The sequence below is a fragment of the Variovorax sp. FG153 genome, from assembly GCF_057809595.1.
In genome coordinates this window covers 70,748-93,859 of record NZ_JBMDKG010000035.1, presented here as the reverse complement: position 1 = coordinate 93,859, position 23,112 = coordinate 70,748, and the positions used below count along the sequence as shown (strand labels likewise).

Below are 23,112 nucleotides of genomic sequence, written 5' to 3'. Positions count from 1 at the left end.
CCCCCCCCCCCGGTTCCACCGGGGCGTCCGAGAAGAAGGCGAAGCCGGGTCCCTGGCGCTGCTGCTTGACGCGGTACATCGCCTGGTCGGCGCAGCGCAGCAGCTGCGCCAGCGTGCGGCCGTCCTCGGGGTTGCAGGCGATGCCCAGGCTCATGCCGACCGACACCTCGGCGCCATCGGCCTCGATGGGCTGCAGGCCGGCGTCGACGATGCGGCGCGCCATCTGCGCGAGCGCCGCGCGCGAGGGCCGGCCCGGCACCAGGATCGCGAACTCGTCGCCACCCAGGCGCGCCACCGTGTCGCTCGCGCGCAGCTGCGAGCGCAGCCGCGCCACCGTCTGCACCAGCACCGCGTCGCCGACCGCGTGGCCGTGGCCGTCGTTGACTTCCTTGAAGCCGTCCAGGTCGAGCAGCATCAGCGCGAAGGGCTGGTCGCGGCGCAGCCATTCCTCGCCGCGGCTCTCCAGGCCGGCGCGGCTGGCGGCGCCGGTCAGCGCGTCGGTGCCGAGCGCTTCCACCAGCTGCTGGGTGCGCGCCGTCAGCGCCTGCTCGGAGCGCAGCACCAGCCGCAGCCGCGAGGCCATCGCCACCGCGAACACCACCAGCTCGACCACCAGCGCCGCCTGCGAGACGTTCATCTGGCCGGGCGCCCACTCGATCCAGCCCCAGCTCGCGAACACGATCGCGCCGATGCCGGCCAGCAGCAGCCCGACCCCGATGCAATAGAGCACGGCCGGCCAGTAGCGCCGACGGATCGCGAACATCGCGCCGATCACCATCACCGCCGTCGAGGCCACCACCGACATCTGCACCAGCCGGAAGGTGATCAGCGGATGGGCGCCCCAATGCGCGTAGGGAATGGCCAGCAGCAGCGCGACCGAGAAGGCCTGCACCAGCCGGTCGAGCAGCGGCGCGAAGTGCGACAGCCGCAGCAGCCGCCGGCCGAACTGCAGCTTGCACAGCGCCCACAACGCGGGTCCGGCCGTGTAGGCGAAGCCGGCGCCGGCCGGCCAGTGCGCGAACGGGTAGCGCAGCGCATGGCCGTTGATGCTCGCGAGCGCGAGCAGGCCGCAGAGGCAGGCCAGCATGTAGTAGGCGTAGAGCGCCTCGCCGAACACCACGAACAGCACCAGGCCGTAGACCATGAGCCCGAGCAGCAGGCCGTAGCTGACGCCGTCGAACATGCGCTTGTCCTGCGTCGACTGCAGGTAGTCGGCCGGGTCCCAGAGCGTCACGTCGTAGATGCGCGCGAAGGTCGACTCGACGCGGAAGTACACCGTGTAGACGCCCGGCCCCGGCAGCTCGAAGCGCCAGGCCATCTGCTCGGAGGCGGCCGGCCGCGTGGCCCAGGGATGGCGCATGCCGGTGACCACCGGCTCGGCCAGCGCGTGGCCCGTGGTGTCGAAGGGGCCGTAGAAGCGGATGTCGCGCGTCGACACCGTGGGCACCAGCATCAGCCATTCGCGCGCCGCGTCGGCCGGGTCCTGCAGCTGCATCTGCAGCTTGAACCACAGCACGCGGTCGGATTCCTGGCCGCGCAGCGGCTGGTCGGGCAGGGTGAAGCGCGCTTCCTGCGCCGGGGTGCGTACCTCGTCGATGCCGAGGGCGCGGGTCGTGTCCTCGAAGAACTGGAGCTGCTGCACGGCGGGCAGGCCGGTGCCCTGGCGCGAGAGCGAGAGCACCGGCTGGCGCGCGTCGGCCGGCGCCGCGCCGAAGGCCGGGTTCAGCACGGCGAGAAGCAGCAGCGCCAGCAGCCATTGCCAGAGCGCGCGATGCGCGGCGCGAGGGCGTGCCGGCCCGTACCCTGGCGCGAAGGCGCGAGACGGAACGGACGCGGATTCCAGGGACATGGGGCGAACGAAGGCGCGCCGCTGGCGGGCGGTGTGAATGAGGAAGTTTGCAATTGTGTCCTACGGACTTCGGTGGGTGGGCGGGGCGTGGCCTGGTTGCCACGGGTGGCCGACGAACGGTTCGGGGGCCTTCCCGAAGGAGGCCGGAACGGAGGCGTTCCCGCCATTTCATGCGGTGATTGAATGTGCCATTCACCGCAAATATTGCGGTGAATGAGTTTGCTCCTGTGGTGAACACGGCGTCTAATCTCCGCATGAATAGCGGAGAAAACCTCTATATCTGGCAAGCCGACGACTGGCCCGGGTGGCGCTATAACCTGTCCGCCCTGGCCCAGCCCCTGGCCGATGTCAGCCGCGCCCAAGGCGCCTTGCTGGGCCGGCTGGCAGACGTCGGGCTCGCGCTGCGCGACCAGGCCAGCCTGGCGGCGCTGACCGACGACGTGGTCAAGACCAGCGAGATCGAGGGCGAGGTGTTGGACGTGGCCTTGGTCCGTTCGTCGATCGCGCGCCGGCTCGGGCTCGACATCGGCGCGCTGGCGCCCGTGGACCGGCACGTGGACGGCGTGGTCGAGATGGTGCTCGACGCCACCTCGCGCAGTGGCGAACCCCTCACCGCCGAGCGCCTTTTCGGTTGGCACGCGGCGCTGTTCCCGACCGGCTATTCGGGCCTGTCGAAGATCGACGTGGGCCGCTGGCGCGACGACGCGGCCGGTCCGATGCAGGTCGTCTCGGGCCCCGTGAACCGGCGCAAGGTCCACTTCGAGGCACCGCCGGCGGACACGTTGCCCGCGCAGGTGGAAGCTTTCCTGGCCTGGGCCAACCGGGAGCCGGACGAACCCGTCCTCCTCAAGGCGGGCCTGGCGCACCTGTGGTTCGTCACCTTGCATCCCTTCGACGACGGCAATGGCCGCATCGCACGCGCCGTCGGCGATCTGTTCCTCGCCCGTGCCGATGGCACGGGGCAGCGCTTCTACAGCCTGTCGGCGCAGATCCAGCGCGAGCGCAAGGCGTACTACGACATCCTCGAGCGCACCCAAAAGGGCTCGCTCGATGTCACCGCATGGCTGGCCTGGTTCCTCGACACGCTGGGCCGAGCCACCGCCAGCGCGCAGCTCACGCTCGACGGCGTGCTGACCAAGGCGCGCTTCTGGCAGCGCTGGGCCGGCACGCCGGTGAACGAGCGCCAGGCGAAGCTGCTCAACCGCCTGCTCGACGGCTTCGAAGGCAAGCTCACCAGCAGCAAGTGGGCGGCTATCGCCAAGTGTTCGCCGGATACGGCGCTGCGCGACATCACGCAGTTGCTGGCGCTGGGGGTGCTGAAGAAGTCGGCGGGGGGTGGGCGCAGCACGGGGTACGAGCTGATGGACTCCTGAGCCTCAACGCGCACCCGTGGCCTGCTTCCCGTTCGCCGCCGCCGGCAGCCGCTCGTCGCGCGCGAACATCTGCGCCACCAACTGCCGCAGCCACACGTTGCCCGGATCCGCATGCTGGCGCTCGTGCCAGTGCAGCCGCACCGAATAGGGCGGGAACGCGATCGGCGATTCGAGCACGCGCAGCTTCTCGCTTTCCGCGAAGGCCTCGCCAAGGCTGCGCGGCACCACCACCAGCAACTCGGTCTCGGCCACGATGCGCGACACGCCGAGGAAGCTCGGCACGCGCAACCCGATGTTGGGCTTGATCTTCAGCGCCGCCAGGGTGCGCTCGACGATCGACGGACCGGTGCCCGACATCGTGACGAGGATGTGGCTCTCGGCGAGGAAGGCGCGCTTGTCGATGCGCTTGCGGATGCGCGGATGGCGCTCGGACACCAGGCAGACGAAGCCCTCGTCGAGCAGCGTGCGCTGGAAGAACCCGGCCTCGAGCTGCGGCATGTAGCCGATCGCGAGCTCGAGCCGGCCTTCCTCCATCAGCCGCGGGCTGTCGCTCGAGATCGTCTCGGCCTCGATGCGCACCGCGGGCGCGATCTGCTTGAGCCGGTTCACCAGCAGCGGCAGCATCACCACCTGGCGGATGTCCGTCATGCCGACGCGGAAGACGCGCGCCGAGGCCTGCGGGTCGAAGGCGATGCGCTCGCTCTGGGTCTGCTCGAGCAGCTCGAGCACCTTGCGGATCGAGGGCAGGATCTCGCTCGCGCGGGCGGTGGGCTGCATGCCCGAGGGCGTGCGCGTGAACAGCTTGTCGTCGAAATGCGCGCGCAGCTTGTTCAGCGCGATGCTGGCCGTCGCCTGCGCGATGCCGAGATGCTCCGCGGCGCGCGAGACGCTGCGGGTCTCGTAGACCCGGTCGAACACCGAGAGCCATTCGAGGTCGAGCTTGGACATGGGTGGGTGCGATCGGTCGGAGGACGAAAGGGGCTTGATGCGGCGCTCGGGCATGCGGCGATGGTTGCCCGCCGCGCGCCGCGCGCCTATTGCAAAACGCAATTCTAGGAATCGGGCCGGTGGTTTGACGCAGCCGCGGGGCAAATCAACACTTGCCCGAACCCTTCGACACACCATGCCCGACATCTTCAAACGACACCTGTTCAAGGCGGCCGCCGCTTCCGTGGCCATGGCCGGCGGCCCCGCTTCCGGCGCGCGCCGAGACGAAAGAGCCGCCATCGTCCTCGTGCACGGCGGCTGGCACGGCGCCTGGTGCTACGAACGTGTGCTGCCGCTGCTCGCGGCTGGCGGCGTCGCCGCGGTGGGCCGCGACCTGCCCGGCCACGGGCTCGCAGCGCGCTTCCCCGCCAGCCATGGCCGGCCCGGCCAGGAGGCTGCCTTTCTCGCCGAGCGGTCGCCGCTCGCGGGCATCGGCCTGGACGACTACGCCGACAGCGTGATCGCCACCATCGACGCGCTGCGCGCCGCCGGCCATCGGCGCGTGGTGCTCGCGGGCCACAGCATGGGCGGCATCGTGCTTCATGCGGTGGGCGAGCGCGCGAGCGAGAAGATCGCGGCGCTGGTCTACATCGCCGGCAACATGCCCGGGCCCGGCGTGCCGATCGGCGCGTACTTCGGGCTGCCCGAAGCGGCCTCCGCGCGCGTGAACCCCGTGCTGCTCGGCGACCCGGCGGCCACGGGCGCGTTCCGCATCGACCCGCTCGCCACCGGTGGCGCCTACCGGGCCGCCTTGCGCGAGGCCTTCTACAACGACGCCTCCGATGCCGACGCGGCGGCGGCGCTGCACCTGCTGTCGCCCGACATGCCGTTCGCACCCATGGCCACACCTATCGCTCTAAGCGCGCGCCGCTGGGGCGCGATCGAGCGTCACTACCTGCTCTGCCTGCGCGACAACGCCGTGCCGCCGTCGCTCGCGCGCCGCTTCATCGCCGACGCCGACGCCTTCGTGCCCGCCCACCGCACGCGCGTGCACGAACTCGATAGCGGGCATTCGCCCTTCCTCACGGCACCGCGGGCGGTGGCGGACCTGCTGCTCGGCATCGCCGCATCGGCCGCGAGGGAGCACCGCGAATGACGCTCGGTGCCGTGCTCGACGCGATCGAACTGACCACGCCCCAGCCCGCGCTGGCGGCCGATTTCTACGCGCGCGCCCTGCGCTGCGAGACGCAGCCCGCGGGCGGGAACGGGCTGCGCTGCGTGGCGCCGCAGCGCGTGCTGGCGCTGCACGAGGGCGCGCCGAACCAGCTCGCGCAAAGCCGCTTCCGCTTCGCCGACGAGGCCGCGCTGCGCGCCTATTCCGGGCGCTTCGCGGGCCGCGCCTTCGCGCGCTTCGAGGAGACGGGCGAGCCGGGACCACGGCTCCTGCTCGACGATCCCGAGGGCCGGCGGCTGTGCTTCATTGCCGGACCGCCAGCGGCTCCGCCGCCAGGCGATCGCGCCGAGGCGCGGCTGCAGCACTATGCGGTGCGCACGCCCGACCCCGAGCGCCTTGCGCGCTTCTATGCCGACGAACTCGGCTTCGTCGTCTCCGACTTCGTGCGCGATGCCGCGGGCGTGCTGCGCGCCGCCTTCCTGCGCACCGACCATGAGCACCATGCGCTCGCGATCTTCCATGCGCCGCAGGTGCGCTTCGACCATTTCTCCTGCGAGACGCGCGACTGGGAGCGACTGCGCGACTGGGCCGACCACATGGCGGGCGAGCGCATCGCGCTGGTATGGGGCGTGGGTCGGCACGGGCCGGGCAACGACACCTTCTTCATGGTGGCCGATCCCGACGGCAACCTGGCCGAGATCTCCTGCGACCTCGAGTCCTGCCCCGAGGACCGCGAGCCCGGCCTCTGGCCGCACCACCCGAGCACGCTGAACCGCTGGGGCATGGCGATCATGCGGAGCTGAGCGGCGTGCGGACTTCCAGCGATTCTCCAACCCTGCGCGCCGACGTGCTGATCGTCGGCGCCGGCCCCGTGGGCCTGATGCTCGCGAACCTGCTGGCCGGCCACGGCGTGCGCACGCTCGTGATCGAGCGCAACCAGGCCACCGTGCGCGAGCCGCGCGCCGTGACGCTCGACGACGAGAGCCTGCGCACGCTGCAGTCGGCCGGCCTTGCGGAGGCGGTGGTGCGCGACCTGGTGCTCGGCTATGGCGTGCAGTACTTCTCCTGGCGCGGCAAGCCTTTCGCGAGCATCCAGCCGACGCGCCAGGAGTACGGCTACCCGAAGCGCAATGCCTTCAACCAGCCGCGGCTGGAGCGCACGCTGTGCGAGGGCCTCGCGCGCTTCGAGGAAGACGCGCGCGTGCTGTTCGGCCACGCGCTCGAGTCCTTCGATGACGAAGGCGAAGGCGACGGCGTGCGCTGCCGGGTGCGCGGCCCCGCGGGCGAGCTGCGCGTCGAGGCGCGCTGGCTGGTCGGCTGCGACGGCGCGCGCAGCCGCGTGCGCGAACTCTGCGGCATCCGGCTGCAGGGCGACACCCATCCCGAGCGCTGGCTCATCGTCGACCTGGCCGAGCGCACCAGCAGCCTGCGCCATACCCAGACCTTCTGCGATCCGCTGCGCCCCGCGATCCGGCTGCCCGGACCGCACGGCACGCTGCGCTACGAATTCATGCTGCATCCGGGCGAGGACGATGCCTTCGCGCTCGACGAAGCGCGTTTTCGCGGCTGGATGGCCGCGCGCCATCCCGAAGACCGCGCGCTGCCGCTGGTGCGCAAGGCGGTCTATACCTTCCATGCGCGCGTGGCCGAACGCTGGCGCCACGGCCGTGTGCTGCTGGCCGGCGATGCCGCGCACCTGACGCCGCCGTTCGCGGGCCAGGGCCTCAACAGCGGGCTGCGCGATGCCGCCAACCTCGCCTGGAAGCTCGCGGCCGTCACGCGCTGGGGCCTGCCCGAGGAACTGGTCGACAGCTACGAGACCGAGCGCCGCCCGCATGCGCAGGCGCTGATCCGCATGGCACTGCGCATCGGTGCCTTCATGCAGCCCAAGAGCCGCGCGGGCGCGGCCGCGATGCAGACGCTGCTGCGTGTCGCCTGCCTGGTGCCGCCGCTGCGCGACTACGTGCTGCAACTGCGCTTCAAGCCCAGGCCGCGGTTGCGCGACGGCTGGTTCGAACTGCACCAGCCGCTCGACCGGCCGGCCTGCCGTCCCGAGCTGCTGCCGCAGCCGATGGTCGATCTGCCCGATCGCTCGCTGTGCCGGCTCGACGAACTGCTCGGCACCGGCTTCGCGGTGATCGGCTGGGATTCGCCAGCCTTCCGCGCCCAGGCCCGTTCGCTGGCACCGCCCGGCGTGCCGCTGCGCGTGGTCGCGCTGCGCCGCGCGCGCGAGGATTTCCTGTCGTTCGCGGCGAACCCCGAACTGGCGCAGGCGCGCGACGGCAGCGGCGCGCTCGATGCCTTCCTCGACGCGCTGCAGGCCGAGGCCCTGGTGCTGCGGCCTGATCGCTACTGGTCGCGCGTGGTGCCCATCGGCGAACTGGGCGCGGCATCGGCACGGGCACCCCTTTTCCTGAACTCCATCGAAAGCACTCCATGAAACTCTTCAGCTACAGCATCGAAGGCCGTGCCTCCTACGGCCTTGAGGTTTCCGGCGGCCTGCTCGATCTCGGTCGCCGCTTCGCACCCGAATGGCCCACGCTCAAGGCCTTGATCGCGGCCGATGCGCTCGCGCGGGCCGCCGCCCTGCGTGCGGAGGCACCCGACCTGCGCTTCGATCAGGTCGAGCTGCTGCCGGTGCTGCCCGATCCGGGCACCATCGTCTGCATCGGCCTCAACTACGAGGAACACCGTGCCGAGACCGCGCGTCCGGTCGCGCCGCATCCGACGGTGTTCCTGCGCATCGCTGAATCGCTGCAGGCGCACGGCTCGCCGCTCCTCATTCCGCGCGAATCCTCGCAGTTCGACTACGAGGGCGAGCTCGCGCTGGTCATCGGCAAGGCCGGCCGCCGCATCGCCGAGCACGAGGCCTGGGCGCACGTCGCCGGCGTGAGCTGCTTCAACGACGCCAGCGTGCGCGACTGGCAGAACCATACGCATCAATTCGGGCCCGGCAAGAACTTCCCGCATACCGGCGCCTTCGGTCCCGCGCTGGTGACGCTCGACGAGCTGCCGGCCGACCGCGTCGTTTCCGTCGAGACGCGCGTGAATGGCCGCGCGCTGCAGCAGTCGTCCACCGACCGGATGATCTTCCCGGTGCCCGGGCTGCTGGCTTACGTGTCGACCTTCATGACGCTGCAGCCCGGCGACGTGGTCGTCACGGGCACGCCGGGCGGCGTGGGCGCGAAGCGCCAACCGCCGCTGTGGCTGGCCGAAGGCGACGAGGTGGAAGTCGAGATCGGCCATGTCGGCGTGCTGCGCAACCGCTGCGTGAAGGAGGCGGCATGAAGGAGCCGCGGCGCATCGAATCGTTGCCGGGCCAGCCGGCGCGGCGCGTGCTCGAGGCCGACCTCTGCGTGGTCGGCGCCGGCGCCGCCGGTGTCTCGGCGGCGGTGGAGGCGGGCCGGCTCGGCTTGCGAGTGGTGCTGGTGGACAGCCTCGCGCAGATCGGCGGACAGTCGGTCAACGGCTTGATCGGCACGCTCTGCGGCTTCTTCTCGATGGGCGATGCACCCTACCAGCTGAGCTACGGTTTCGCGGGAGACGTGCTGGCGGACCTGCAGGCAGCGGGCGCGCTCGCATGGCGGCCGGGCCGGCGCAGCTTCGTGGGGCTGTACGACGAGCACGAGCTCGCCGGCAGCTATGCCAGGCACCTGCGCGCCGCGGGCGTGGAGGTGGTGCTCGGCGCGGTGCTGGCCGAGGCGCGGCGCGAGAGCGACCGGCTGCGGCGCATCGATGCCTGGACCCGCCATGGGCCGCTGTCGGTGACGGCGCGTTGCTTCGTCGATGCCAGTGGCGATGCCGCGCTCGGCGCGCTGGCCGGCGCCACCTTGCAGCAGGCCGAGCTGCCCGTGTATGGCACCAGCATGTTCTCGATCGCCGGGCTGGGCCGGCCCGTGCCCACGCGCGCCGCCGTGATCGAGCGCCTCGAGCAGGCCGCGCCGCGCTACGGGCTCGCGCGGCGCGACGGCTTCGTCTTCGAGTTTCCGGGCCGCGACCTGTGCCTGGTGAACCTCACGCATTTCCAGACCCCGCTCGATGCCGTGGCGATGTCGCGCGTGGCGCTCGAGGCGCGCGGCGAGATCGACCGCGTCATGGCCTTCCTGCGCGGCGAGTTTCCGCAGGCCTTCGGCGGCGCGCGCATCCAGTCGGTGGGCCAGCCCGGCGTGCGGCAGACGCGCGGCATCGCGGCGCTGCGCACGCTGTCGACCGCGCAGGTGCGCAGCGGCGAACGGTTGCCCGACGCCATCGGCCGTTGCGCCTGGCCGATCGAGTTCCACGGCCGCGAGGAGGGCGTGCACTGGGAGACCTTCGGCGACGAGCACATCACCTGGATCCCGCTGGGCGCCATGGTCTCCCGCGATCTGCGCAACCTGGTCGCGGCCGGCCGCTGCGTCGATGCCGAGCCCTTTGCGCTCGGCGCGATCCGCGTGATCGGATCCTGCATGGCAATGGGCGCCGCGGCCGCGGCGGCCGCCTTCCTCGGTGGCGACGACCTGCATGCGCTCGACGTGGCGAAGGTGCAGGCCCTGGTGGCGGACAACCTCGAGCGCCGCGACCCCGGCCCCGCCGCCTGAAGCGGCGTCGGGCCGCCCCGTTTCAATTGCCCGCCGCCGGCACGTTCACGAAGCGCTCCACGTCGGGCAGCTTCGCGAGCATGCCGTTGTCGCGCATCAGCTCGGCCGTCTTGCGGATCTGCGCCACCTCGATCTGCGTGGGCATCGGCGGCAGGTTGATCTGCTGCAGAACCGGCACCGGCAGCTTCGTGAAGTCCGACACCACCTGCAGCGCCTCGGGCGAACGCAGGTTGGCGTTGTACCAGTCGATGCCGCGGCGCAGCGCGCGCGTGAACTTGCGCAGGTTCTCGGGATGCTGCGCGGCGTACTTGCCGGTGGTCAGGTACTGGCCCGCGTCGGCGCCCGGCTGCACCTCGTTGAAGGGCGAGCCCACCACGGCCAGCTCGGCATGGCGCGCCGCCGCGCTCTTGAAGGGCTCGACCATGAAGGCCGCGTCGACGTTACGCCGGCGCACCGCGTCCTCCATCTGCGGGAACGGCACCTCGCGAAAGTTCACCTTCGCGGGATCGCCGCCGCGCGCCTTGACCCATGCACGGGCATAGAGCCACACGATGCTGTTGCGGTTGTTGACGCCGATCGACTTGCCCTCGAGGTCGGCGCCGCTCCTGAACGTCTCGCCCTTGCGGCCCACCATCTCCGTGGTGGGGGCCTGCGGCTGCATCTTGGCGCCCGGCGCGATCGCCTGCACGTCCAGCCCCTGGTGGAAGGCCAGCAGGCCCGACACCGTGTTGCTCTGCGCGATGTCGTAGGCCCCGCCCACCAGGCCGGGAATGCCGACGGCGCCGCCGGCCGAGGTGCTGGTGTCGACCTCCAGCCCTTCCTGCGCGAAGTAGCCCTGCCGGATCGCGACGATCACGGGAACGCAGTCGATGATGGTCTGCACGTTGACGCGGACCTTGGCGAGCTCGGCGGCCTGCGAGGCGCCGCCGCAGAGCGACGCGCAGGCGAAAGCCAATGCGGTGAAAGCATACTTCATGGGGATCTCCGGAGTGAGGGAAAGAGGAAGCGCGTTCTCAGGCGCGGCCGTGCCAGGGCAGCGCGGTCTTCTCGAGGCGCAGGATCGCGCGGTTGAGCGCATAGCCCGCGATCGACAGGCACAGCACGGCCGCGTACATGGGCGCGGGCTGCATGGCGTACTGGGCCTGCACGATGAAGTAGCCAATGCCGCTGGCGCCGGCGACCATCTCCGCGATGATTGCCACCACCAGAGCGATGCCCAGGCTGGTGCGCAGCCCCGCGAAGATCGCGGGCAGTGCGCCGGGCAGCACCAGCTTGCGCAGCGTGGCGGCGCGCGACAGGCGCAGGGTGCGCGCTGTCTGCCGCAGCACCGGACTGCCGTCGCGCACCCCGGCCACGGTGTTGATCAGCACCGGAAAGAAGCTGCTGAAGGCGACGATGAAGATCTTGAGCGCATCGCCCACGCCGAGGAACAGGATCAGCGGCGGCACGATCGCGGAGATCGGGATCGGCCTCAGGGTCTCGACCAGCGGGCTGAAGATGCGCATCAGCAGCGGCGAAAGGCCCAGCAGCAGGCCCAGCGCGATGCCCGCCGCGCTGCCGGCTGCATAGCCGGCGAGCATGTAGCCCAGGGTATTGCCCAGCAGCGCGGGCAGCTCGCCGGACCGCAGGCCGTCGCGCAGCGCGGCCAGCACCGCGGTGAAAGGCGGCCAGTTGAGGCTGTCGAACCAACCGAGGCGGGCCGAGGCTTCCCACAGGGCCAGCAGCGCGATCACCAGCGCGATGCCGGAGGCGGTGCGCGCGAGGCGCGGCAGGGCGCGCGAGGAAGAAGAGACGTGCGACGCGGTCATGGCGACCTCAGGACAGGTGGGCGCGCCACGGCAGCGCGCGGCGTTCGGCCCATTCGAAGGCGCCGTTGAGCAGCAGGCCCAGCAGCGCCAGCACCACCAGCCAGGCGTACATCTTCTGGATCTGGAACGCGCGCTGCATGTCGAGGATCAGGAAGCCGACGCCGTTCTCGCCGGCCAGCATCTCGGCCACCACCACCAGCGTCAGCGCGAGGCCGAGGCTCACGCGCATTCCGGTGGCCACCATCGGCAGCGCGGCCGGCAGCACCACCCGCAGCACCGTCGCCCGGCGCGACAGCCGCAGCGTGCGCGCGGTATCCAGCAGCACCGGGTCGACCCCGCGCACGCCCTGCACGGTGTTGATGAGCACCGGAAAGAATGCGGCCAGCACCACGATGAACAGCATGGTCTGCAGGCCGATGCCGAGGAACAGGAACAGCGGCGGGATCAGCGCGGGCTTCGGAATCGGCCGCACCAGTTCGACCAGCGGTTCCATCAGCGCGTGCACGGCCTCGCTGCGGCCCATCGCGACACCGAGCGCGATGCCGCAGGCGCAGGCGATGAGGTAGCCGGTGGCCATCAGCGCCAGCGTGCGCGCGATCGGCTGGGCCAGCGCGTCTTCGCGCACCACCTCCACGAGCGTCGCCAGCACCACCGACGGCGCCGGCAGCAGCGCCGGGTTCAGCGCGCCGCTGCGGCCCAGCAGTTCCCAGGCCGCGAGCACGCCCGCGACGGCGAGCGTGCCGGGCAGCCAGCGTTCGACAAGGCCTGCGCGCCTCATGGCCGCGGCTCCCGTCCCAGCAGCCGTTCCATCAGCGTGTGCCGAAGTTCGAGGAAGCGCGGCAGCTCGCGCGTCTCGATGGCGTCGCGCGGATGGGGGATGCGGGTCTCGACGATCTCCTCGACCACCGTCGGCCGCTTTGAGAGGATCGCGATGCGGTCGGCCAGGAACACGGCCTCGTCGACGTCGTGCGTGACCAGCACCACCGTCAGGCCGCGCTGGCGCCGCAACTCGAGCACCAGCGCCTGCAGTTCGACCCGGGTCAGCGCATCGACCGCGCTGAAGGGCTCGTCGAGCAGCAGCACGCGGGGCTCGGCGGCGAGAGCGCGCGCGATCGCCACGCGCTGCTGCATGCCGCCCGAGAGCTGCCAGGGATAGTGCTTCTCGAAGCCCGCGAGACCGACCAGGCCCAGGTACTCGGACGCGCGCGCATGGACCTGCTGGCGGGCGAGGCGGCGGTCGGCCTCGAAGGCCAGCGCCACGTTGCCCGCGACGCTGCGCCAGGGCAGCAGCGACTTGGTGTACTGCTGGAACAGGTAGACCATGCCCTCGGGTGGCTCGGTCACCGGCCGGCCGCGAAACAGCACCTCGCCCGCGCTCGGCGCCAGCAGGCCGGCGACGATCTGCAGCAGCGTCGACTTGCCGCAGCCCGAGGGGCCGAGGATCGCGAGGAACTCGCCCGCGCGCACCTCGAGCTCGATGTCGCGCAGCGCGGTCAGCTCGGCGTCGCCGCTGCCGAAGCGCCGCGCCAGGTGGGCGAGCCGGATGCCATCGGCTCGTGGTGAATCGGGTGTGGAATGCGTGGGTGGCGGCGCGGTGCCGGTGGTCCGCACCGCGCTGAGCTGGAAGTTCTTCATGGCAGGGCCTGTGGTTCGAGGGTGTGCACGGCGCTGCCCGGCATGGCACCGGGTGCGCCTTGTTCTGGGGGGTGTTGCAGCGCCTGCTGCAGTGCCTGGGCCAGCGCGAGCAGGCGCGCGTCGCTGCCGTGCGGCGCATCGAAGGCGATGCCCACCGGCAGGCCCTCGCGCGTGAAGCCCGCGGGCAGCACCACGCTGGGCAGGGCCGCGATGCTGGCGGGCGAGACGTTCTGGCCGAAGGCTTCGCGTGCCGTCATCAGTCCGCCCGCGGCCAGCGGCACGGCTGGCGCCGGCGAACGGCGCGCTTCGGGCGCGCTGGCCAGCGGTGCCGCCACGCGCGCCACCGGATGCACGAGCGCGAGCACGGCGTGCTGCGCGAAGTAGCGCTGCAGCGCGCCGCCGAGCGCCATGCGCCGCCGCAGCGCGGCCCGGTAGCCGTCGCGCGCGGCCGGGCTGTTCACGGCCTGCTGCGCGGCATGCAGCGCCTCGTGCAGGTCGGCACCGGCCTCGGCCATCAGCCGGTCCATCGAGACGCCGCCGGTGCGCGCCGCCAGCCAGTCGGGCAGGGCACGCGCCGATTCATGGCCGATCAGCGTGGGCGCGATGCCTTCGGCGAGCGCATGCAGGTCCGGCACGTCCGCCTCGACCCAGCACACGCCGTGCGCGGCGAGTCGGCGCCGCGCACTCTCGAACGCGCGCTCGACCTCGGGCTCGAGCCGCGACAGGTAGTAGCGCGGCGAGAGCGCGAGGCGCACGCCCGCGAGGCCGCGCGGCGGCGCCTGCGGCGGCTGGCCCGACATCACGGCGTCGAGCAGCGCCAGGTCGGCGGCATTGCGTGCGATCGGGCCCACCGTGTCGAGCGTGTGCGACAGCGGCACCACGCCCTCGGTGGGATAGCGTCCGACCGAAGGACGGAAACCGGCCACTCCGCACAGCGCCGCGGGAATGCGGATCGAGCCGTTGGTGTCGCTGCCGATGGCCGCGGGCACCATGAACGCAGCGACCGCCGCGGCGCTGCCACCGCTGCTGCCGCCGGCGATGCGCTGCGGCGCGTGCGGATTGCCGACCCGGCCGAAGTGCGGGTTGTCGCTGGTCCAGCCCATCGCGAGCTCGTGCATGGTGTTCTTGCCGAGCAGCAGCGCGCCCTCGGCATAGAGCCGTTCCGCCACGCCCGCGTCGCGGGCACCGGCCGCGGCGGGCGCGCCCGCCAGCGCCGCGGTGCCGGCCGTGGTGGGCAGCCGCTCGCTCGCGATGTTGTCCTTGAGCGCCAGCGGAATGCCGTGCAACTGGCCCAGCGGCTGGCCGGCGGCGCGCGCCAGGTCCGCCTCGCGCGCCGCGGCGAGCACGGCCTGATCGTCGATGGCGCTGAAGGCGTTGAGCCCGGCGCCCGCATGGCAGCGTGCCAGCAGCGCCGTTACGTAGTCCTCGGCGCGCAGCGCGCCGTCGCGCAGCAGAGAAGCCGCCTGCACCAGCGTGAGCCGGTGCGGCGCCTCGGACGAGGCGTCGGATGCTTTCATCGCGCGTCCTTCGGTGCCTCAGGCACCCCAGATCACCGCGCCGTTGGCGTCGACGCCGATCTCGCGCGGACCGCCCGAGGTGGCGCCGCCGGTGGTGGCGCTCTGCGCCACGCCCTGGATCGCGATCGCGCGGGCGGGCTTGCCGGCGGTGCCGGCCAGGCGCTTGCGCTTGAGGGTCTGGTTCGGTTCCGAGTGGTAGTAGCGCTCCACCGCGTCGAGGTCGGGGAACTCGATCACGATCAGCCGCTTGGGATGCCAGTCGCCCTCGATCGGGCGGTAGTCGTTGCCGCGCACGAGAAAACGGCCGCCGGCGGCCACCACGTGTTCGGTGACCTCGCGTTCGTACTCGGCCAGGCTGGGGCCGTCCTCGACGTCGAGTTCGATCACGAAATAGGCGGTCATACTGGGGTCCTTGAATCGGTGTGCGGCGCTGCCGCGGGGGTGCGATTCAAGTGTCAGCGTCGTGAAAAGCAGCGTCAAACCGCCGCGGCGATACGCTCCATAGCAAAACGCAATAGGCGTGTCGCGCTACCCCGCCCGCGCCGACGCCGGCACCCGCGCCCCCCCATCCGCCACCAGCGCCGCACCCGTCACGAACGACGCCTCGTCGCTCGCGAGGAACAGGCACGCGCCCGCCATCTCCTCGGCCGAGGCCATGCGCCCGAGCGCGATGCGCGCCACGGTGCGTGCATGCGCGGCTTCCTCGGAGATGCCGTGCTCGGCCGCGAGCTCGCGCATCTCCTGTCGGCTCATCGGCGTGTCGACCCAGCCGGGGCACAGGGCGTTGACGCGCACGCCGCGCGGTCCGTAGGCCTGCGCGGCCGAGCGCGTGAGCGCGACCACGCCGGCCTTGCTGGCGGCATAGCTCGCCATGCCGGCGCCGGCATTGAAGGCCGCCACCGAGGCGATGTTGACGATCGCGCCGCCGCCTTGCGCCACCATGCCCGGCAGCACCGCGCGCTGGCAGCGCATGGTGCCGCCGAGGTTGACCTCGTGCAGCCGCCGCCAGTCCTCGTCGTCGATGTCGGCCGCGTCGTCGTTGCGCACGATGCCGGCGCAGTTCACGAGCACGTCGATGCGGCCGAAGGCCGCGAGCACCGCGGCCACGGTCGCGCGCACGGCGGCGTCGTCGGTCACGTCGCAGTCGAGCGCGGGTCCGTCGCCCACCGGTTGCGGCCGTGGCCAGCCGGCGACCGCGACGCGCGCGCCCTCGCTCGCGAAGCGCGCGGCCACCGCGGCGCCGATGCCGCTCGCGGCGCCGACGACGAGGCAGGCCTTGCCTTGCAACCTTCCGTTGCTCATGCCTGCTCCGCGAAGAAGGGGCTCTCGGGCAGGGTCGAGCCGCCGTCGACCACGAGCGTCTGCCCGGTGATGTAGCGCGCGGCGGGGCTCGCCAGGAAGCGCATCGCCAGGGCGATGTCCTCGGGCCGGCCCAGCTCGCCGATCGGGATGTGGCGCGCGATGCGCGCGGCCTTCGCGGGATCGGACAGCAGCGAGCCGCCCTGCTTGGCGATGTAGCCGGGCTCGACGCCGTTGACGGTGATGCCCTCGCGCGCGTACTCGAGCGCGGCGCTGCGGATGAAGCCGTTGACGCCTGCCTTGCTGGCCGCGTAGTGGGCGCTGCCGGGCATCGCGACGCGCGGGCCGGTCACGGAGGAGGTGACGAGCAGCCGTCCGCCGCCGCGCGCGCGCAGGTGCGGCACCGCCGCCTGCGCGAGCCAGAAGCAGGCCTTGAGGTTCACGGCCAGCGTGCGCTCGAGCTGTTCGTCGCTCATGGCATCGATGGCGGCCCAGGGATTGACGGCGGCGTTGTGGACCACGATGTCGAGCGCGCCGAAAACGCGCACCGCCTCGGCCACCGCGCGCTCGGCCTCGTCGCGCCGGCCGATGTCGCAGGCCAGTGCCTGCACGGCGAAGCCGCGCGCGCGCAGCTCGGCCGCCACGGCCTCGCCGGCGCTGCCGGTGCGGTTGGCGATCAGCACCGAGGCGCCGGCCTCGGCGAAGGCCTGCGCGATCGCGGCGCCGATGCCGCGTCCGCCGCCGGTGACCAGCGCGACCTTGCCCTGCAGACCGAAGGGATCGTTGCCGCTCATGCGCTGCACTCCCGCGCGAAATCGGCAAAGGCCGCATCGTGCTCGTCCACTTCGCGTTCGGTGGTGCCGGGGCAGCACAGCATCATGTTGTGGAAGGGCGTGATCAGCACGCCGCGGTTCATCATGTAGAGGTGCAGCAGCGCCTCGAGCTCGCCGTCGCGCGTGCGCCGCACGTCGGCGGCGTTGCGCGGCGCGTCGGGGCAGAACAGGGTCTCGACGCGCGCGCCGACCTGGGTCGCGTGCCAGGGCAGGCCGGCTTTGGCGATGCTCGCGTTCACGCCATCGGCCAGCCGCTCGGCGAGCGCGAGCATGCGATCGAAGGCCTCGGGCGTCAGCACCTGCGACAGCACCGCGCGCATCACGGCCACGGTGAGTGCATTGCCGGCCAAGGTGCCGCCGAAGCCGGCGTGCGCCGACTGCCGCTTGGTCGGATGCAGCTTGGGCAGCACCTGCCACACGCGCTCGGCGGTTTCGGCGCTGAGGCCGAAGGCCGCGGCGGGAATGCCGCCGGCGATGGCCTTGCCGATCACGAACATGTCGGGCGCGAGGCCGTGCGCGCGCGTGTAGCCGCCGGGGCCGCTCGAGATGGTGTGGGTCTCGTCGATGACCAGCAGGGTGCCGGTCTCGCGCGTGAGGCGGCGCAGCGCATCGTGGAAGCCGGGCGCGGGCGCGATCATTCCGTAGTTGGTCATGGCCGGCTCGGCCAGCACGCAGGCCACGTCGCCCGCGCGCAGCGCGCGTTCGAGCGCGGGCAGGTCGTTGAACTCGACCACGGCCGACAGGCGGTCGTGCGGAAAGCCGTTGGGATGGATGTCGTTGCGCATCGCGACGGTGCCATCGCGCAGCTCGACGTGCGCCTCTTCGACCGAGCCGTGGTAGCAGCCCGAGAACACCAGCACGCGCGGCCGGCCCGTGACCATGCGCGCGAGCCGGATGCAGGCGCGGTTGGCGTCTGAGGCCGAGGTCGTGAGGTTCCAGTAGGGCAGGCCGAAGCGGCGCGCGAGTTCCTCGCCGACCCAGGCCGCGTCGTCGGTGGGCAGCATCAGCGAGCTGCCGATGCGCGCCTGCCGCGCCAGTGCCTCGACCACCGCGGGGTGGCCATGGCCGCACATGCCGCCGGTGTCGCCGAGGCAGAAGTCGGCATAGCCGTGGCCGTCGACGTCGACGAAGCGCGCGCCGTAGGGCAGCTTCGCGTCCTGCACGTAGAGCGGCCAGCCGCCGATCCAGCGGCGCATCCAGTGCGAGGGTGCGCCGTAGAGCCAGGCCTGCTGGCCTTGCGCGAAGAGTTCACCGGATCGCGCATGGGTGCGCGCGTAGCGCTCCTGCTCGGCGCGCATCAGGGCCTGCACGCGTTCGCGCGGCACGGTGGGTTCGAAGGTCGGGGTCATGGTCGTTGCGAAGAGGAAGAGGGAATGCCCAGCAGCGCGAGGGCCTGCGCGTAGCTCGCGGCGGGCTGCATCACGTCGAAGTGCACGCAGCGCAGGCCCACGCGCTCGGCGCCGGCGATGTTGCGCAGTTGGTCGTCGACGAACACGCAGGCCTCTGCCGGCAGGCCGAGTTCGTCGAGGCACTGCCGGTAGGCGCGCGCATCGGGCTTGAGGATGCCGGTGTGGGTGGCGTCGACCACCACGTCGAAGGCCGCCATGAAGGGCAGGCGGCGGCGGAAGTCGGCGCCGTAGAACAGGTCGAGCTCGTTCGAGAGGATCGCGAGCCGGCAGCCCGCGCGGCGCGCGGCTTCGATCGCGGCCAGCGCCTCGGGCCGGATCGCGGCCTCGGGATCAGCGCCGCGCGCGCGTTGCACGAAGGTCTCCATCGCCTCCCAGCGCTCGCCCACCAGCGCGCCGACCTCGCGGGTGCGCGCCATCCAGTAGTCGCGCTCCGAGAGCTTGTCGGCCTGCATGTCGCGCCACAGCGGATCGCTCGCGAGGTCGAAGGGGCCGCGCCAGGTCAGCGTGCCGCGCGGCAGCGCGAGCGCTTCCTCGGTCAGCGCATGGGTCTCGAACAGCGTGCGGCTGATGACGCCGCCGAAGTCGAGCACCAGGGCTTGCGTTGCGTGCTCGGTGCTCATGCCGGCCTCCCCGCGGGCACGGTGCCGTCGGCGACCCAGGCATCGAACACCCGCAGCGCGGCCTCGCAGAAGGCGGCGTCGTTGATGTGCGCGTCGAGCTCGATCATGCGCGTGGCGCCGACGCTGTCGCGCAGCGCGCCGGTGAAGGCGGCCAGGCCCTCGGGATCGTGCAGCGGCTCGCCGGGCCGGTCCCAGCCCTCGATGCCCTTCAGCGGCAGCAGCACGCAGGTGGCGCCTTCCGCGCGCGCCAGGCGGCTCGCGATCTCGGTCGCCACGCCGCGCCGGAACGCGGGCGCGCTGAGCGCCGAGGCCAGCAGCCGGTTGTGCGTGTGGGCCGGCCGGCCTTCGAGGCCTCGGGGCGTGGGTTGCCAGGCCGGGAAATCGAGCATGTCGATGGCGCCCGGCGCCACGATCTGCGGCGTGCCGGCGCGGCCGGCGCCCAGCAGCCGGTCGGGCCCCGCGGTCACGCAGGAGCCGCCGAGCTGGTTCGCCAGTTCCTGCAGGCTGAAGTCCATCACGGCGCAGAAGCGGCCCTCGGCGGCCAGCGCCTCGAAGGCGCGCCCGCCCATGCCGGTGGTGTGGAACACCGCGACCTCGTAGCCGCGCGCCTCGAGCGCGGGCTTGAGCGTCTTCATGTAGGTCAGCGCGCTCGAGCCCAGCGAGGTCATGCCGACCAGCGGCCGCTCGAAGGCCGGCGCGCGCGCCTGGCGGCAGGCGCCGAGCACCGCGCCCGCGGCCTGACTCAGGGCCGAGCGGCACAGGCTGTTGAGGCCGTAGAGGCCGCCGGCCCACAGCACCATGATCAGGTCGGGCGGTATGCGTTCGGGCGGCAGCAGGTGCGAGTAGGCGATAGTCGAGACCACCACCTTCGGCACGCCCAGTGGCAGCGCCTGCGCCACCTCGAGCGCGAGATCGGTGCCCATGGTGCCGCCGAGCGCCAGCAGGCCGTCGATGCGGCCCTCGGCATGCCAGCGCGCGGCCAGCCTGGCGGCGCCGCGCGCCATCAGGGTCATGGCGCTGTTCTCGTCGCCGCTGGCCGCCACCTCGGCCACGCTGCGGCCGGCAGCCGTGGCCACCTCGGCATTCGTGATCTCGGGCACGAAGGGCGCGCCGTCGAGCACGCCCACGTCCATCACCGCCACGCGGCCGCCGCCGGCCTCGATGCACTCGCGCATGAACAGCAGCTCGGCGCTCTTGGTGTCGGCGGTGCCGATCAGCAGGACGGTCGGCACCTTGCTCACAGCGTGGCTTCCACGTCGGCGAAGGCGCCCTCGAGCGCATCGACCATGTAGTCGACTTCCTCGCGCGTGATGACCAGCGGCGGCGACAGGATCAGGTTCGGGCCCGAGATGCGCACCATGAGACCGCGCTTGTAGGCCGCCTGCGCCACCTTCGCGGCGATCGGGTTGCCGCGCGGCAGCGTGGTGCGCGTGGCCTTGTCGGCCACCATCTCGATGCCGAGCATCAGGCCCATGCCGCGCACGTCGCCCACGAAGCTGAAGCGGTCGACGAAGGGCCGCACGCGCGCCTGGAAATGCGCGCCCACGCGCGCCGCGTTGCCGGGCACGTCGAGTGCCTCGATCTGGTCGAGCGTGGCGAGCGCCGCGGCCGCGGCCACCGGATGCGCGCTGTAGGTGTAGCCATGGCCCACCGCGGCCTGGCCCGTGGGGTCGTCGAGGAAGACCTCGGCCACCTTGGCGCCGATGGCGGTGGCGCCCAGCGGCACGTAGCCCGAGGAGATGCCCTTGGCCAGGCACCAGAGGTCGGCCTTGACGTTCCACAGCCGCGTGCCGAACAGCGCGCCGCCGCGGCCGAAGCCGGTGACGACCTCGTCAGCGATCAGCAGCACGCCGTACCTGTCGCAGATCTCGCGCACGCGCGGCCAGTAGTTGGGCGGCGGCACGATCACGCCGCCGGCGCCCTGGATCGGCTCGGCGATGAAGGCGGCCACGGTATCGGGCCCCTGGAACTGGATCTCGCGCTCGAGCAGCGTGGCGCAGATCTCGCCGAGCGCCTCGGGGTCCTGCGTGTAGGGATTGCGGTAGAGCCACGGCGTGTCGACGTGGAAGCAGCCGGGCAGCAGGGGCTCGTAGGCGCGGCGGAAGTTGAGGTTGCCGTTCACGCTCATGCCGCCGAAGTGCACGCCGTGGTAGCCCTGGCGCAGCGCGATGAACTTGTGGCGGTCGGCCTGGCCCTGCAGCTTCCAGTACTGGCGCGCGAGCTTGAGCGCGCCCTCCACCGCGTCGGAGCCGCCGTTGCTGAAGAACACCGCGGCCACGCCGTCGGGTTCCATCGTCTGCACGATGCGCTTCGACAGCTCGATCGCGCGCGGATGCGTGGTGCCGCGGAACACGTTGTAGAAGGGCAGCTCGTCGAGCTGCGCGACGATGGCGTCGCGCACGGCCTGGTTGCTGTGGCCCAGGTTCGCGGCCCACAGGCCACCGACGCCGTCGAGCATCTTGTGGCCGTCCACGTCCCAGATCCAGCAGCCCTGGCCGCGCGCGACGATGTCGGGCTTGCTCTTCTGCATGGTCTGCGGATGGGCCATGGGGTGCCACAGGTAGCGGGCGTTGTCTTCCTTGAGTGCGTCGATGTCTGTTGTCGTCATGCGGGGACTCCCACGGTGATGGTCTTGAGTTCGGTGTAGTGCAGCAGGCCCTCGGCGCCCATCTCCTGGCCGATGCCGCTCTGCTTCCAGCCGCCGAAGGGCATCTCGGGCTGCGAGACGCCGAAGTGGTTGATGCCGACCATGCCGGCCTCGAGCGCTTCGCCCAGGCGGTGCGCGGTCCGCAGGTCGCGCGTGAAGGCATAGGCGCCGAGGCCGTAGGGCAGGGCGTTGGCGGCGGTGATGGCTTCGTCGAGCGTGTCGTAGGGCTGCAGCACCGCGATCGGGCCGAAGGGCTCCTGGCGCATCACGCGGCTGTCGTCGGGCGCATCGGCGATCACCGTGGGCTCGAAGAAGTAGCCGGGCCGCGCGATGCGCCGGCCGCCGCACAGCAGCCGCGCGCCGCGGTCGACGGCATCGTCGACGAAGCGCTGCATGTCCTCGATGCGGCGCGCATGCGCGAGCGGGCCCATCTGCGTCGCGGGATCGGTGCCGGCACCGATGCGCAGCGCGCGCGCGGCCTGCACGAAGGCCTCGGCCCATTCATCGAAGCGCGCGCGCGGCAGGTAGAAGCGGATCGGCGAGGCGCAGACCTGGCCCGCGTTGCGGAACTTGGCGGCGATCGAGTTCCTGAGCGCGAACGCGAAGTCGGCGTCCTCGCAGACGATCACCGGCGCGTGGCCGCCGAGCTCACCCGTGAAGCGCTTGACGTGGCGCGCCGCCTGTTCGCCGAGCAGCTGGCCCACCGCGACCGAGCCGGTGAACGAGACCTTGGCGATCGCGCGATGGTCGATGAGGAACGAGGACACCTCGGCCGGATCGCCGCACACCATGTTGAGCGCATCGGGCGGCACGCCCGCGTCGAGGAAGGCGCGCACCAGCAGCATGCAGGTGCCCGGCGTCTCCTCGGCCGGCTTGATGACCACGCTGCAGCCCGCGGCCAGTGCGCTCGCGAGCTTGCGCGTCGGCAGGTTGGCCGGGAAGTTCCACGGCGTGAAGGCCGCCACGGGGCCGACCGGCTGGCGCGTGACCGCCTGCGAGAGGATGCCCTCGACGCGCGGCGGCACCAGCCGGCCGTACAGGCGCTTGGCTTCCTCGGCCTGGAAGTCGACGATGTCGGCCGACAGCGTGACCTCGCGCAGCGACTCGGCCAGCGGCTTGCCCTGTTCGAGCGTGAGCACCTGCGCGATGGCCTTCGCCCGGTCGCGGATCGTCTGCGCGGCGGTGCGCAGGATGTTGCAGCGCTCGAGCGCACTCTTCGCGCGCCAGAGCGCGAAGCCGCGGCGCGCGGACTCGGCGGCCTGCGCGAGTTCGTCGCGGCTGGCGAGCGGCAGTTGCGCGAGGGTGGCTTCGGTGGCGGGATCGACGACGGCGCGCTGGCCGCCCGCGGTTTGCGTGCGCCATCGGCCGGCGATGTGCAGGGCGAGTTCGGGATAGTCCATGCCGCGACGATAGGGATCGCACCCCCCGCCGCGTTATCGAAAAC

General features: G+C 72.0%; 21 protein-coding genes. 6 read left to right on the top strand and 15 right to left on the bottom strand.

The genetic code is table 11. From position 1 onward, the window contains the following. The coding region (locus tag ACODT0_RS29885; RefSeq protein WP_489042948.1) for a diguanylate cyclase domain-containing protein at positions 1 to 1,849 on the bottom strand (1,849 nt) is incomplete at its 3' end. A 254-nt stretch (positions 1,850 to 2,103) separates the two neighbouring features. On the opposite strand from ACODT0_RS29885, the gene ACODT0_RS29880 reads away from it, so the two are divergent. Further along, positions 2,104 to 3,222 (top strand): Fic family protein, encoded by a 1,119-nt coding sequence (locus tag ACODT0_RS29880; protein ID WP_296723221.1) that lies wholly within the window; start codon positions 2,104 to 2,106, stop codon positions 3,220 to 3,222. Positions 3,223 to 3,225: 3 nt separating this feature from the next. Here the strand turns inward: ACODT0_RS29880 and ACODT0_RS29875 are convergent, their stop codons facing one another. Further along, a complete protein-coding gene (locus tag ACODT0_RS29875; RefSeq protein WP_296723223.1) occupies positions 3,226 to 4,170 on the bottom strand; it encodes a LysR family transcriptional regulator in 945 nt (314 codons plus the stop codon). A gap of 175 nt (positions 4,171 to 4,345) precedes the next feature. Here ACODT0_RS29875 and ACODT0_RS29870 point away from each other — a divergent pair, with 175 nt between their 5' ends. Genes ACODT0_RS29870 through ACODT0_RS29850 form a run of 5 tightly spaced genes read left to right on the top strand, consistent with a single transcriptional unit; the run spans position 4,346 to position 9,900 of the window. Then, positions 4,346 to 5,305 carry an alpha/beta hydrolase gene (locus ACODT0_RS29870; RefSeq protein ID WP_422099305.1) on the top strand — a complete coding sequence of 320 codons (960 nt, stop codon included), beginning with the start codon at positions 4,346 to 4,348 and terminating at the stop codon, positions 5,303 to 5,305. Further along, the gene (locus tag ACODT0_RS29865) at positions 5,302 to 6,126 is read left to right on the top strand and encodes a VOC family protein (RefSeq protein ID WP_422099304.1); all 825 of its coding nucleotides are present in this window, start codon (positions 5,302 to 5,304) and stop codon (positions 6,124 to 6,126) included. The genes ACODT0_RS29870 and ACODT0_RS29865 overlap by 4 nt, the downstream gene beginning before the upstream one ends. A gap of 5 nt (positions 6,127 to 6,131) precedes the next feature. Next, entirely contained in the window at positions 6,132 to 7,763 is a 1,632-nt protein-coding gene (locus tag ACODT0_RS29860; protein ID WP_422099303.1) for a bifunctional 3-(3-hydroxy-phenyl)propionate/3-hydroxycinnamic acid hydroxylase, read from the top strand. Beyond that, positions 7,760 to 8,611: a fumarylacetoacetate hydrolase family protein gene (locus tag ACODT0_RS29855; protein WP_489042947.1), complete on the top strand. Its 852-nt coding sequence runs from the start codon at positions 7,760 to 7,762 to the stop codon at positions 8,609 to 8,611. Before ACODT0_RS29860 ends, ACODT0_RS29855 begins: the two co-directional genes overlap by 4 nt. Then, complete coding sequence (locus ACODT0_RS29850) at positions 8,608 to 9,900, top strand: FAD-dependent oxidoreductase (protein WP_413765259.1); 1,293 nt, start codon at positions 8,608 to 8,610, stop codon at positions 9,898 to 9,900. The genes ACODT0_RS29855 and ACODT0_RS29850 overlap by 4 nt, the downstream gene beginning before the upstream one ends. Before the next feature lie 22 nt (positions 9,901 to 9,922). On the opposite strand, the gene ACODT0_RS29845 is transcribed toward ACODT0_RS29850, so the two are convergent. From ACODT0_RS29845 to ACODT0_RS29785, 13 genes are all read right to left on the bottom strand, one after another. Next, positions 9,923 to 10,876 carry an ABC transporter substrate-binding protein gene (locus tag ACODT0_RS29845; RefSeq protein ID WP_296723231.1) on the bottom strand — a complete coding sequence of 318 codons (954 nt, stop codon included), beginning with the start codon at positions 10,874 to 10,876 and terminating at the stop codon, positions 9,923 to 9,925. A gap of 37 nt (positions 10,877 to 10,913) precedes the next feature. After that, complete coding sequence (locus ACODT0_RS29840; protein ID WP_489042946.1) at positions 10,914 to 11,708, bottom strand: ABC transporter permease; 795 nt, start codon at positions 11,706 to 11,708, stop codon at positions 10,914 to 10,916. A 7-nt stretch (positions 11,709 to 11,715) separates the two neighbouring features. Continuing rightward, positions 11,716 to 12,486: an ABC transporter permease gene (locus ACODT0_RS29835; protein ID WP_413765262.1), complete on the bottom strand. Its 771-nt coding sequence runs from the start codon at positions 12,484 to 12,486 to the stop codon at positions 11,716 to 11,718. Beyond that, the gene (locus tag ACODT0_RS29830) at positions 12,483 to 13,343 is read right to left on the bottom strand and encodes an ABC transporter ATP-binding protein (RefSeq protein WP_422099302.1); all 861 of its coding nucleotides are present in this window, start codon (positions 13,341 to 13,343) and stop codon (positions 12,483 to 12,485) included. The genes ACODT0_RS29835 and ACODT0_RS29830 overlap by 4 nt, the downstream gene beginning before the upstream one ends. After that, positions 13,340 to 14,860 carry an amidase family protein gene (locus ACODT0_RS29825; protein WP_413765264.1) on the bottom strand — a complete coding sequence of 507 codons (1,521 nt, stop codon included), beginning with the start codon at positions 14,858 to 14,860 and terminating at the stop codon, positions 13,340 to 13,342. The genes ACODT0_RS29830 and ACODT0_RS29825 overlap by 4 nt, the downstream gene beginning before the upstream one ends. 18 nt (positions 14,861 to 14,878) lie before the next feature. Continuing rightward, positions 14,879 to 15,262: a DUF1330 domain-containing protein gene (locus tag ACODT0_RS29820; protein ID WP_208512796.1), complete on the bottom strand. Its 384-nt coding sequence runs from the start codon at positions 15,260 to 15,262 to the stop codon at positions 14,879 to 14,881. A 126-nt stretch (positions 15,263 to 15,388) separates the two neighbouring features. Then, entirely contained in the window at positions 15,389 to 16,162 is a 774-nt protein-coding gene (locus tag ACODT0_RS29815; protein ID WP_413765265.1) for an SDR family NAD(P)-dependent oxidoreductase, read from the bottom strand. Beyond that, a complete protein-coding gene (locus ACODT0_RS29810; protein WP_413765266.1) occupies positions 16,159 to 16,953 on the bottom strand; it encodes an SDR family oxidoreductase in 795 nt (264 codons plus the stop codon). Before ACODT0_RS29810 ends, ACODT0_RS29815 begins: the two co-directional genes overlap by 4 nt. Next, positions 16,950 to 18,341 carry a transaminase gene (locus tag ACODT0_RS29805; protein ID WP_479669019.1) on the bottom strand — a complete coding sequence of 464 codons (1,392 nt, stop codon included), beginning with the start codon at positions 18,339 to 18,341 and terminating at the stop codon, positions 16,950 to 16,952. The genes ACODT0_RS29810 and ACODT0_RS29805 overlap by 4 nt, the downstream gene beginning before the upstream one ends. Beyond that, complete coding sequence (locus ACODT0_RS29800; RefSeq protein ID WP_296723246.1) at positions 18,338 to 19,021, bottom strand: HAD-IA family hydrolase; 684 nt, start codon at positions 19,019 to 19,021, stop codon at positions 18,338 to 18,340. The genes ACODT0_RS29805 and ACODT0_RS29800 overlap by 4 nt, the downstream gene beginning before the upstream one ends. Further along, positions 19,018 to 20,262, bottom strand: coding sequence for a Tm-1-like ATP-binding domain-containing protein (locus ACODT0_RS29795; protein WP_413765268.1), 1,245 nt, complete (start codon positions 20,260 to 20,262; stop codon positions 19,018 to 19,020). The genes ACODT0_RS29800 and ACODT0_RS29795 overlap by 4 nt, the downstream gene beginning before the upstream one ends. After that, entirely contained in the window at positions 20,259 to 21,629 is a 1,371-nt protein-coding gene (locus tag ACODT0_RS29790; protein WP_261214642.1) for an aminotransferase class III-fold pyridoxal phosphate-dependent enzyme, read from the bottom strand. Before ACODT0_RS29790 ends, ACODT0_RS29795 begins: the two co-directional genes overlap by 4 nt. Next, positions 21,626 to 23,068, bottom strand: a complete 1,443-nt coding sequence (locus ACODT0_RS29785; RefSeq protein WP_489042945.1) for an NAD-dependent succinate-semialdehyde dehydrogenase — start codon at positions 23,066 to 23,068, stop codon at positions 21,626 to 21,628. The genes ACODT0_RS29790 and ACODT0_RS29785 overlap by 4 nt, the downstream gene beginning before the upstream one ends. Positions 23,069 to 23,112 lie beyond the last annotated feature (44 nt).

What these genes read in the sequence shown, in the direction of transcription:
- ACODT0_RS29880 (WP_296723221.1), top strand. Translation starts at nt 2,104, where the DNA reads ATGAATAGCGGAGAAAACCTCTATATCTGGCAAGCCGACGACTGGCCC.
- ACODT0_RS29875 (WP_296723223.1), bottom strand. Translation starts at nt 4,170, where the DNA reads ATGTCCAAGCTCGACCTCGAATGGCTCTCGGTGTTCGACCGGGTCTAC.
- ACODT0_RS29870 (WP_422099305.1), top strand. Translation starts at nt 4,346, where the DNA reads ATGCCCGACATCTTCAAACGACACCTGTTCAAGGCGGCCGCCGCTTCC.
- ACODT0_RS29865 (WP_422099304.1), top strand. Translation starts at nt 5,302, where the DNA reads ATGACGCTCGGTGCCGTGCTCGACGCGATCGAACTGACCACGCCCCAG.
- ACODT0_RS29855 (WP_489042947.1), top strand. Translation starts at nt 7,760, where the DNA reads ATGAAACTCTTCAGCTACAGCATCGAAGGCCGTGCCTCCTACGGCCTT.
- ACODT0_RS29850 (WP_413765259.1), top strand. Translation starts at nt 8,608, where the DNA reads ATGAAGGAGCCGCGGCGCATCGAATCGTTGCCGGGCCAGCCGGCGCGG.
- ACODT0_RS29845 (WP_296723231.1), bottom strand. Translation starts at nt 10,876, where the DNA reads ATGAAGTATGCTTTCACCGCATTGGCTTTCGCCTGCGCGTCGCTCTGC.
- ACODT0_RS29840 (WP_489042946.1), bottom strand. Translation starts at nt 11,708, where the DNA reads ATGACCGCGTCGCACGTCTCTTCTTCCTCGCGCGCCCTGCCGCGCCTC.
- ACODT0_RS29835 (WP_413765262.1), bottom strand. Translation starts at nt 12,486, where the DNA reads ATGAGGCGCGCAGGCCTTGTCGAACGCTGGCTGCCCGGCACGCTCGCC.
- ACODT0_RS29830 (WP_422099302.1), bottom strand. Translation starts at nt 13,343, where the DNA reads ATGAAGAACTTCCAGCTCAGCGCGGTGCGGACCACCGGCACCGCGCCG.
- ACODT0_RS29825 (WP_413765264.1), bottom strand. Translation starts at nt 14,860, where the DNA reads ATGAAAGCATCCGACGCCTCGTCCGAGGCGCCGCACCGGCTCACGCTG.
- ACODT0_RS29820 (WP_208512796.1), bottom strand. Translation starts at nt 15,262, where the DNA reads ATGACCGCCTATTTCGTGATCGAACTCGACGTCGAGGACGGCCCCAGC.
- ACODT0_RS29815 (WP_413765265.1), bottom strand. Translation starts at nt 16,162, where the DNA reads ATGAGCAACGGAAGGTTGCAAGGCAAGGCCTGCCTCGTCGTCGGCGCC.
- ACODT0_RS29810 (WP_413765266.1), bottom strand. Translation starts at nt 16,953, where the DNA reads ATGAGCGGCAACGATCCCTTCGGTCTGCAGGGCAAGGTCGCGCTGGTC.
- ACODT0_RS29805 (WP_479669019.1), bottom strand. Translation starts at nt 18,341, where the DNA reads ATGACCCCGACCTTCGAACCCACCGTGCCGCGCGAACGCGTGCAGGCC.
- ACODT0_RS29800 (WP_296723246.1), bottom strand. Translation starts at nt 19,021, where the DNA reads ATGAGCACCGAGCACGCAACGCAAGCCCTGGTGCTCGACTTCGGCGGC.
- ACODT0_RS29790 (WP_261214642.1), bottom strand. Translation starts at nt 21,629, where the DNA reads ATGACGACAACAGACATCGACGCACTCAAGGAAGACAACGCCCGCTAC.
- ACODT0_RS29785 (WP_489042945.1), bottom strand. Translation starts at nt 23,068, where the DNA reads ATGGACTATCCCGAACTCGCCCTGCACATCGCCGGCCGATGGCGCACG.